Below are 8,881 nucleotides of genomic sequence, written 5' to 3'. Positions count from 1 at the left end.
GTGTTTCCTTTATCTCAGTTGGAGCGCTCCAGGCCATACGCCGCTGACCAGGGCGCTTGCGCTTTTCTTTTCAATTGTACAAAAATTTAAAAAACTTTCAAAGAATTCGTGATATAATGTTAGATAAATAAAAAAATAGAAAAAAAGCACAGTTTTTTGTACAGGTTTCTTTATATAATGGTAGTAAGAGGAAAAAGAAAAAGGTGGTGAAAAAATGAGAGCAAGACGGCAATATTTATTTATTGATTTTGAGTTTACAATGCCGGAACGAAATGTGCGAATGAAAGACTTTTTTGCAGAAATTATTGAGGTTGGAATTGTGGCAGTCGTTGATGATCAGATAACAGAGCAATTCTCATCCTATGTGACTCCATTAAAATTTCCGAACCTATCCGAACGCTGCAAATCCTTCCTACATATTTCACAGCAGCAAGTGGACAAAGGGTTATCTATTTTTGAACTGATCAAAAAATTGGCGGAGTTCAATATGGAGAATGTGGAAACCACGATTGTTACTTGGGGAAATATGGATATGAAGGTACTGCGGCACAATTGTTTAATGGCAGGAGTTGATTTTCCTTTTCATGGAGCCGAATTGGATTTATCCATGGAATATAAACGGTTCTTTGGGGATCAAAACCAAACGGGTCTATGGAAAGCTGTACAGGAATACGGCAAGGAAGGGACAGGCCGGCATCACCGGGCACTTGATGATGCCATGACTACCTACAATATATTCAAACTCGTCGAAAAGGATAAACGCTATTTAGAAAAACCAAAACCAACGACGATTGGCGATCGAGTCGATTTTTCAAAGCTATTAAATGAATTTGCATAAAAGGCCAAATCATTCAAACTGATTTGGCCTATTGTATGCTAAAATTTATAATCCTTCTCCAATGATTCCATCGCTTTAATACTCATTTCAGCCCATTCCGAAGCTGTCTCAGCAAGCTCCGTTTTCATTTTAGCAACGGCTTCCTTTAGCGATTCCATATATTCTGGAACTTCATTTTCAAACGGTTTGACCATTTGTTTTGGGATATTCGCCTGTTCCCTAAAGCTGAGCGCGCGTCTTTCATGAAAAATAAGTACATCTGCGTCTTTTGGACTGTGCAAATCCCCTTGCATCGGATGCTTTATGACCGCTAACACCCTGACTAAATAATGCTGGGGACGGATCTCGGTTATTTCACCGATATATTTCCCAGTTTTATAAATCCCCGTTACAACTTCACCCACCTGTAATTCTGCCAACAAAAACAACTCCTGACTATAATTTCTTCTTCTATACTTTCATTTTAATAGAAAAAAGGCTAAATTAAAAACAAAGTGCAAAAAAACAAAATTTCGGTTAAAGTGTAAAAATGGAGGGATGACTATATGAGAAGAAATTTGAAAATACTAATTATGTTATTGTCGATTATTATGGTATTAGCTGCATGTGGGACAAGCTCGAAGAATGAAGATACACAATCGAAATCGAAAACTGCGGCGCCAAAGACAGAGCAGAAGAAGGAAGGAGAACAACAAGTGACAAATGCTGTTTATCCTCAGCTATCAACAGAGGTTTCAGAAAATGAAAAACTGGTGGAAATGGAAACATCGATGGGGACGATAAAAATTAAATTATTCCCAGAATATGCGCCTAAAGCCGTTGAAAACTTTGTGAAGCATAGTGAAGAAGGATATTATGACGGTTTAATTTTTCATCGTGTCATTAAAGACTTCATGATTCAAGGTGGGGATCCGAACGGCAACGGAACCGGTGGAGAGAGTATTTGGGGGAAGCCATTTGAGGATGAATTCTCGAAAAATCTGTATAATCTTCGCGGCGCCTTGTCAATGGCCAATTCAGGTGTAAATACGAACGGCAGTCAGTTTTTTATCGTTCAAAGCACATCACTCGACCCTTCCATGAAGTCGGAAATGGAAAAGGCCGGATACCCGAAGGAAATTATCGATGCCTATGATCAAAACGGGGGTACACCTTGGCTTGATCATCGCCATACTGTTTTTGGCCAGGTAGTTGAGGGGATGGATATTGTCGATAAAATTGCTGCCACTCCCGCGGATGAGAAGGATAAACCGGAAACAGATGTAATCATTAAAAAAATCAATGTTTTAAAGTAACAGTATCTATTCGTGCAGATTCATTGGTGTGAAATGTTTTTTGTTGCTATAATCAATAGAGCAGTTCCTTTAGAAGAAAGGGAGAAGAAAAATGTTTCAACCATCAGTGCTAGCTTTATTTTTATACTTTCCAGAGGATAAATCAGAATATATACCAGCTGTTATTAGCCTAACAATCTTTATGATTGCCGCCTTTTTTACAATGCGTTTCATCATGAAAGTTTCTAGACGGGAAGCTGAAAAGACAAAAGCGTTAGAGGAACAAATAAAAAATAACCAATCCACACAAAGGGACAGTTAACAAATGCTGTTCCTTTTTTTTTCGTATATAGGACTCATAAATTTTGAATAGGTCATGACCTGTTTGCCCATACTAATGGCAAATTGTCTAAAGTTGGGGGATTACATATGAAGAAGTTCTGGCTGATGATTCCACTCCTCATGCTTACAGGATGCATGGAAAAGGAAGTCAAAAAGGTAGATGTAGAAATGTTTAATGCTGTTGGTGATTCGCTCGGAACTGTGACTTTAGCTGAGCAGTCCAGCGGCGTTAAAATGACAGTAAATTTAAAAGGGCTCCCGGCTGGGGAGCATGCCATCCATATTCATGACACAGGAAAATGTGAAGCACCTGACTTTAAATCTGCGGGAAGCCATTTCAATCCTGAAAAAAAGGAACATGGCCTGCTTCATCCAAAAGGGGCGCATGCCGGTGACCTGCCGAATTTAATTGTCGGGGATGATGAATCGGCAAAAGCAGACCTAATGGCTCCAAACGTCACCTTAACGGACGGGAAAAAATCACTGTTTACAAAAGAAGGTACTTCAATCGTAGTACATGAAGGGAAGGATGATGGGATGAGCCAGCCTGCCGGAGATTCGGGAAAGCGGATTGCCTGCGGGGAAATTTCTAAAAATAAAAAAGCAGGGCAAAAAAAGGCCCAGGATGAAAAGAAATAGAACTTACCTATCTCATTTATGGGATAGTTTTTTTGTTGAAAAAATAATTTTTTCTTATAGGTATTAATCTAAGCTTATCCAAAAAGTGGTACATACACTACAGGGAGAATGTAAGGAGGCGAATAAAATGGAAAAAAGACAATTCGGCGGTTTTCCTGGACAGCAAATGGGCTTCCCGCAGCCAGGTTTCGGGCAACAAATGGGAGGGTACCCATACCATGGTTATCCACAGACGATGGGCGGCTATCAGCATGGTCATCCACAAATGATGGGGGGCTTCCAGCATGGATATCCACAAATGGGCGGAAGTCAACAGGGTTTTCCACAAATGGGTAGCTATGGGCAGCAAGGATTCCCGCAAATGATGGGCGGTCAGCAGACGGCTTTCCCTCAAGGGATGGGCAGTCAGCAACAAACAGGTTTCCCGCAAGGAATGGGCGGATTTAATCCAGCAACATTTGGACAGCGGAAGAAAGAGAAAAAATAAATTCCATCTTTAATAAATGAAGCCTGTTCTGTAAAAAGGACAGGTTTTTATCATTCAGGCTTGATTAATTTACCATATTTTTAGACAATATGGTCATACATAAATTTAACGGGGTGTTTTTGCAATGAAAAATAAAATTTATTATCAAGATGCCTACATACAAACTTTTACTGCCCATGTTTTAAAGCAAGAAAAAGACGAGAATGGAAATTGGTATGCCGTTTTAGACCAAACCGCCTTTTATCCAACGGGTGGGGGACAGCCGCATGATACGGGCACAATTTCAGTTGAAAAAGTAGTGAATGTCGAAGAAATTGATGGAGAGGTTCGCCATTACTTGGAGAGCCCATTACAGGATAGTGCAGGTGAGGTGTCAGGCACTATTGATTGGGAACGGCGATTTGATCATATGCAGCAGCACGCAGGGCAGCATATATTATCGGCCGCTTTTGAGCAATTATTTGATTACAATACGGTTGGTTTTCATTTAGGGGTAGACAACCTGACGATTGATCTTGAAACTGAAAATCTGACAGATGCGGAAGTGAAGAAAGCAGAGGCGCTTGCGAATAGGATTATTTTAGAGAACAGGCCGATTGAAACCAAATGGGTAACGGAAGAAGAGCTGTCCCACTATCCCCTAAGGAAAGAAACGAAGGTAAAAAAAGATATCCGGCTCGTGATTATTCCGGAATTTGATTATAACGGCTGCGGCGGGACGCATCCAAAGGCAACCGGTGAGGTCAGGGGAATAAAAATATTAGATTGGGAAAAACAAAGGAAGAAAGTCCGGATTCAATTTGCTTGCGGCAATCGAGTGCTTCAACTGCTTGGAGACAAGCAAAGGCTTTTGCTTGGATTAACGAAGCTCCTTAATGCCCCGGAAGCGGAAATGGAGCAGGCTGTGGCACGGCTGCTGGAAAATGGAAAACTTACTGAGAAGGCACTTGAGCAAGCACAAGAAAGTTTACTTCAATATGAAGCGAATGACTTGTTGGCTAAAAATAATCATATTGTCGCTGAGGTGTTTCAAAACCGAACAATTCAGGAGCTTCAGAAGCTGGCTAGGTTCGTGATTGCTGAAGATGATGGAGCACTAGTCTTGTTTGTGTCAGCGAATGACTCCCGTATGCAGCTAGTCTGTGCCCGCGGTACCACGAGAACAGAAAATATGAAAGCATTGGTGGGGGAGATCTTGCCCTTACTAAACGGCAAAGGCGGGGGAAATGATTCCTTTGCCCAAGGCGGCGGGAATGCTCTAATACCTGCGGAGGAAATTCTTCAACAGCTGTTAACCGTTATTAGATAGGTTCTTGAGGGAAAAAGTAGGATAAAATTATTTATTAAATGTAAAAATAATAGGAGACAGAAAAATGAGAAAAGAGCTTCAAACGAATTTACAATTTGTGGATGTGCTAAATGAGTGGGATCCCTTTCACTTGAAAAATGGGGACTATGATACGGAAATAGCAGACACGATTCAAGCCGTCCATGAACTGAACGATCCATCTAAACTGGCCAAGAGAATTCAAGCCATATACGAATTTTCTTTTGAAAAAATAATCCCAATGAATAGCTGCCTAAAAGTAGCGGAGGAATTATTAATGATTAAAGAAAATGAATCTTGCTCGCTATAAAAAAAGAGGACAAACCAATTTGGTTGTCCTCTTCAAAAAGGGGGAATACTAGAAAGCTTTACGTCTAAAGGATACCCAGAATTTCCATTTTCTAAACAGAAAAAAATAAATAAATAAAAAAAGCGGTACATTTTACCGCTTTTGCATTCTTAGGTTATATTACAGATTCGTAGGGGCAGAATTTGTATGAACTTGGTGTTGTAATAATTCAGAAGCCGGGATATCCAGAACAGTAGATAACTTCATGATTGTCTGAGTACTCGGCATTTGTTCCCCAGATTCATATTTCTCAATGGTCTGTGTTCCAACTCTAACCTTCTGAGCCAATTCTTCTTGGGTCATATGGAGCATCTCGCGTGCAGTTTTAATGGTGTTACCAATTGAGCTCATACAGTTCACCTCTTCCTGAAAAGATAATTTCTCACTATTAGTATATCATGGTAAATTTTTTATTTCTTATGCCACTTTTGAACATTTTGTTAAGATTTTTATGGAAAAGCTTGGAGCATCACCTATTTCATATAAAATGCTTCTTTGATTAAAACTAGGTAGTATGATATAATCTTTTAATGCGCATATAAGGGATAAAATTTTTTATAAATTAGGAGTGTTTTTATGACAGAAAAAGTTGAAATAGGTAGTATATTAGCAGGTAAGGTAACAGGAATTCAGCCTTATGGAGCGTTTGTTGCACTCAACGAACAAACCCAAGGTCTTGTTCATATTTCGGAAATTACGCACGGATATGTAAAAGATATTAATGATCACCTTAAAGTTGGCGATGAAGTTAACGTTAAGGTCTTGTCAATCGATGAAGGAGCTGGCAAAATCGGCCTTTCAATCCGCGCTACTGAAGAAGCACCTGTTCAACAGGCTGCTAAACCAAAGAAGCCGCGCAAACGCCAAGCGGCTGCAATTATTCCTGAAGTTGACGGCGGGCAAGGTTTTAACACATTAAAAGATAAGTTACAAGAGTGGATTGATCAATCCCAACGCGAAGATTTAATAAAAAAATAAGTCTTGAGAAGCCTGAGCCCAGCTATTAAATTAGTTGGCTCAGGCTTTTTTTATCAAATCTGTTCATTCTTTTTCCCTGCTCGGCTACAATAGTATTGTCTATACATAAATGTAAGGAATGAAATGGAGGAATGATTCATGTCGGCCAATAGGAATACAAACGAATTGATTGAAAAGACCGAGAAATACGGTGCCAATAATTATCATCCGCTGCCAATTGTCATCTCACGTGCGGAGGGTGTTTGGGTAGAAGATCCTGAAGGCAATAAATACATGGATATGCTTAGTGCTTACTCTGCTGTTAACCAAGGACACTGCCATCCAAAAATTATTCAAGCATTAAAGGATCAAGCGGATAAGGTTACATTAACTTCACGTGCTTTCCATAACGACCAGCTTGGTCCTTGGTATGAAAAGGTTTGCCAGTTAGCGAAGAAAGAAATGGTCTTACCGATGAACACAGGGGCAGAGGCTGTTGAAACGGCTGTTAAGGCAGCACGCCGCTGGAGCTATGATGTAAAAGGGGTTGCGGAAGACCAGGCAGAAATCATCGCCTGTATAGGGAATTTCCACGGAAGAACGATGACAGCTGTTTCATTGTCATCCGATGCCGAATATAAACGGGGATTTGGCCCGATGCTGCCAGGTATTAAGCTTATTCCATATGGTGATTTAGAGGCACTTAAGTCTGCGATTACCCCAAACACAGCAGCCTTTTTAATCGAGCCCATCCAAGGTGAGGCAGGAATTGTCATTCCACCAGCAGGCTTTATGAAGGCTGCATTTGATTTATGTAAGGAAAACAATGTGCTCTTTATTGCCGATGAAATTCAGGCAGGTTTGGCGCGTACAGGAAAAATGTTTGCCTGTGAATGGGAAGGCATTGAGCCGGATATGTATATCCTCGGTAAAGCACTTGGGGGTGGCGTATTCCCAATCTCGTGCGTGGTTGCTGACAAGGATATTTTAGGTGTCTTCAACCCAGGTTCCCACGGGTCAACATTTGGTGGAAATCCGATGGCCTGCGCTGTTTCAATTGCGGCCCTTGATGTACTTGTAGATGAAAAGCTTTCGGAAAAATCCTTAGAGCTTGGGGAGTATTTTATCAACAAATTAAAGGAAATTAAGAATCCTAAAATCAAGGACGTTCGCGGACGAGGATTGTTTATTGGTGTGGAATTAACGGAACCAGCCCGCGGGTATTGTGAACAATTAAAAGATCATGGGCTATTATGTAAAGAAACACATGACACAGTCATTCGATTCGCACCGCCGCTTGTTATCAGTAAAGAAGAATTAGATTGGGCAATTGAGCGGATTAGCAAAGTTTTGGGGTAAATGGAAAAATTACTAGGGGTGCCAAAATGGGGACAACTGATGGAGACGGAAAGAAAAGAGAAATAGTGAGCCTTCTTACATCAACACAAATTGTGATTCACGATGCATGTAAAAAACTAGGGTATAACGAAGATATGGTTCATTTATTAGAGGAACCTTTGAAATCACTTAGTGTCAGGATTCCTGTACGCATGGATGATGGGTCGACAAAAGTTTTCTCAGGATTCCGCGCCCAGCATAATGACGCCCTTGGGCCAACAATGGGCGGTGTCCGCTTTCATCCAAGGGTAAATGAAGAGGAAGTCAAGGCACTATCGATGTGGATGAGTATGAAATGCGGAATTGCTGATCTGCCTTTTGGGGGAGGAAAAGGCGGTGTTGTTTGTAACCCGCGAGCCATGTCATTTGGTGAACTAGAACGCTTAAGCCGTGGGTACGTTCGTGCGATTAGTCAAGTCGTCGGGGCAACGAAAGATATCCCAGCCCCGGATATGTACACGAATGCGCAAATTATGGCCTGGATGTTAGATGAATACAGTCGTCTTCGGCAAAACGACTCCCCGGGCTTTATCACGGGAAAGCCACTTGTGCTGGGAGGGTCTGAGGGCCGCGAAAGAGCAGGCGCAAAGGGAGTTACGATTTGTATCGAGGAAGCGGTAAAAAGACGCGGCATTCGGGTTAAAGGGGCTCGTGTGGTTATTCAAGGATTCGGGAACGCAGGCAGCTATATCGCAAAGTTTTTACATGATGCAGGTGCAATCGTTATCGGAATTTCTGATGTATACGGTGCCCTTTATGATCCAGATGGTTTAAATATTAATTATCTATTGGATCGGCGGGACAGCTTTGGTACGGTTACCAGTTTATTTGAAGGGGCAATTACAAACGAGGAATTGCTTACGCTGGATTGTGACATTTTGGTGCCTGCTGCCATCTCCAATCAAATCACAGCGGAAAACGCCCACAATATTAGGGCGAGTATTGTCGTTGAAGCAGCCAATGGGCCTACCACACTTGAGGCGACAACGATTCTTACCGAGCGTGAAATTTTACTAGTGCCTGATGTATTGGCAGGTGCTGGAGGGGTCACTGTGTCTTATTTTGAATGGGTTCAAAATAAACAAGGGTATTATTGGACAGAAGAAGAAATTGCGGAGAAATTACGAGAGAGGCTAGTCAAATCCTTCAATGAAATTTATGAACTAGCACAAACTCGGAACGTAAATATGCGATTGGCTGCTTATATGGTGGGTGTAAGAAAAATAGCAGAAGCCTCCTTGTTTAGGGGGTGGGTCTAAATGGATTCCTT

11 protein-coding genes and 1 pseudogene are annotated in these 8,881 nt (G+C 41.3%); 10 read left to right on the top strand and 2 right to left on the bottom strand.

Translation table 11 applies throughout. The features are described from left to right. Positions 1 to 214: 214 nt before the first annotated feature. Entirely contained in the window at positions 215 to 838 is a 624-nt protein-coding gene (kapD, locus tag BABA_RS10175; protein ID WP_007085093.1) for a 3'-5' exonuclease KapD, read from the top strand. Between the two features lie 38 nt (positions 839 to 876). Here the strand turns inward: kapD and kapB are convergent, their stop codons facing one another. Next, the gene (gene kapB, locus BABA_RS10170) at positions 877 to 1,257 is read right to left on the bottom strand and encodes a kinase-associated lipoprotein KapB (RefSeq protein WP_007085092.1); all 381 of its coding nucleotides are present in this window, start codon (positions 1,255 to 1,257) and stop codon (positions 877 to 879) included. Between the two features lie 126 nt (positions 1,258 to 1,383). On the opposite strand from kapB, the gene BABA_RS10165 reads away from it, so the two are divergent. The 6 genes from BABA_RS10165 (at position 1,384) to BABA_RS10140 (ending at position 5,217) form a co-directional block, all read left to right on the top strand. Then, a complete protein-coding gene (locus BABA_RS10165) occupies positions 1,384 to 2,133 on the top strand; it encodes a peptidylprolyl isomerase (RefSeq protein WP_007085091.1) in 750 nt (249 codons plus the stop codon). 91 nt (positions 2,134 to 2,224) lie between these two features. Next, the gene (locus BABA_RS10160; protein ID WP_007085090.1) at positions 2,225 to 2,434 is read left to right on the top strand and encodes a hypothetical protein; all 210 of its coding nucleotides are present in this window, start codon (positions 2,225 to 2,227) and stop codon (positions 2,432 to 2,434) included. A 107-nt stretch (positions 2,435 to 2,541) separates the two neighbouring features. After that, on the top strand, positions 2,542 to 3,093 hold the full coding sequence (locus BABA_RS10155) for a superoxide dismutase family protein (RefSeq protein ID WP_007085089.1): 552 nt from the start codon (positions 2,542 to 2,544) through the stop codon (positions 3,091 to 3,093). A gap of 127 nt (positions 3,094 to 3,220) precedes the next feature. Next, the gene (locus tag BABA_RS10150) at positions 3,221 to 3,580 is read left to right on the top strand and encodes a hypothetical protein (RefSeq protein WP_007085088.1); all 360 of its coding nucleotides are present in this window, start codon (positions 3,221 to 3,223) and stop codon (positions 3,578 to 3,580) included. 124 nt (positions 3,581 to 3,704) lie between these two features. Next, entirely contained in the window at positions 3,705 to 4,889 is a 1,185-nt protein-coding gene (locus BABA_RS10145) for an alanyl-tRNA editing protein (RefSeq protein ID WP_007085087.1), read from the top strand. A gap of 64 nt (positions 4,890 to 4,953) precedes the next feature. Then, positions 4,954 to 5,217: a DUF1871 family protein gene (locus BABA_RS10140; protein WP_007085086.1), complete on the top strand. Its 264-nt coding sequence runs from the start codon at positions 4,954 to 4,956 to the stop codon at positions 5,215 to 5,217. A gap of 159 nt (positions 5,218 to 5,376) precedes the next feature. On the opposite strand, the pseudogene BABA_RS10135 reads toward BABA_RS10140, so the two are convergent. Then, positions 5,377 to 5,628 (bottom strand): annotated as a pseudogene (locus BABA_RS10135) (helix-turn-helix domain-containing protein); the annotation flags it as partial. 204 nt (positions 5,629 to 5,832) lie between these two features. Between BABA_RS10135 and yugI the strand changes: the two are divergent. From yugI to BABA_RS10120, 3 genes are all read left to right on the top strand, one after another. After that, entirely contained in the window at positions 5,833 to 6,234 is a 402-nt protein-coding gene (gene yugI, locus BABA_RS10130; protein ID WP_007085084.1) for a S1 domain-containing post-transcriptional regulator GSP13, read from the top strand. Between the two features lie 138 nt (positions 6,235 to 6,372). Then, the gene (locus BABA_RS10125) at positions 6,373 to 7,572 is read left to right on the top strand and encodes an ornithine--oxo-acid transaminase (RefSeq protein ID WP_007085083.1); all 1,200 of its coding nucleotides are present in this window, start codon (positions 6,373 to 6,375) and stop codon (positions 7,570 to 7,572) included. 26 nt (positions 7,573 to 7,598) lie between these two features. Continuing rightward, on the top strand, positions 7,599 to 8,870 hold the full coding sequence (locus BABA_RS10120; RefSeq protein ID WP_007085082.1) for a Glu/Leu/Phe/Val family dehydrogenase: 1,272 nt from the start codon (positions 7,599 to 7,601) through the stop codon (positions 8,868 to 8,870). Positions 8,871 to 8,881: the final 11 nt, after the last annotated feature.

It is taken from the genome of Neobacillus bataviensis LMG 21833 (assembly GCF_000307875.1).
GTDB classification, from domain to species: Bacteria; Bacillota; Bacilli; order Bacillales; family Cytobacillaceae; genus Neobacillus; species Neobacillus bataviensis.
The sequence above is the reverse complement of the archived record's forward strand: the minus strand, read 5'-3'. Positions and strand labels throughout refer to the sequence as shown.

Coding starts and splice junctions, on each gene's coding strand:
- BABA_RS10155 (WP_007085089.1), top strand. CDS start 2,542: ATGAAGAAGTTCTGGCTGATGATTCCACTCCTCATGCTTACAGGATGC.
- BABA_RS10165 (WP_007085091.1), top strand. CDS start 1,384: ATGAGAAGAAATTTGAAAATACTAATTATGTTATTGTCGATTATTATG.
- BABA_RS10125 (WP_007085083.1), top strand. CDS start 6,373: ATGTCGGCCAATAGGAATACAAACGAATTGATTGAAAAGACCGAGAAA.
- kapD (WP_007085093.1), top strand. CDS start 215: ATGAGAGCAAGACGGCAATATTTATTTATTGATTTTGAGTTTACAATG.
- yugI (WP_007085084.1), top strand. CDS start 5,833: ATGACAGAAAAAGTTGAAATAGGTAGTATATTAGCAGGTAAGGTAACA.
- BABA_RS10160 (WP_007085090.1), top strand. CDS start 2,225: ATGTTTCAACCATCAGTGCTAGCTTTATTTTTATACTTTCCAGAGGAT.
- BABA_RS10150 (WP_007085088.1), top strand. CDS start 3,221: ATGGAAAAAAGACAATTCGGCGGTTTTCCTGGACAGCAAATGGGCTTC.
- BABA_RS10120 (WP_007085082.1), top strand. CDS start 7,599: ATGGGGACAACTGATGGAGACGGAAAGAAAAGAGAAATAGTGAGCCTT.
- BABA_RS10140 (WP_007085086.1), top strand. CDS start 4,954: ATGAGAAAAGAGCTTCAAACGAATTTACAATTTGTGGATGTGCTAAAT.
- BABA_RS10145 (WP_007085087.1), top strand. CDS start 3,705: ATGAAAAATAAAATTTATTATCAAGATGCCTACATACAAACTTTTACT.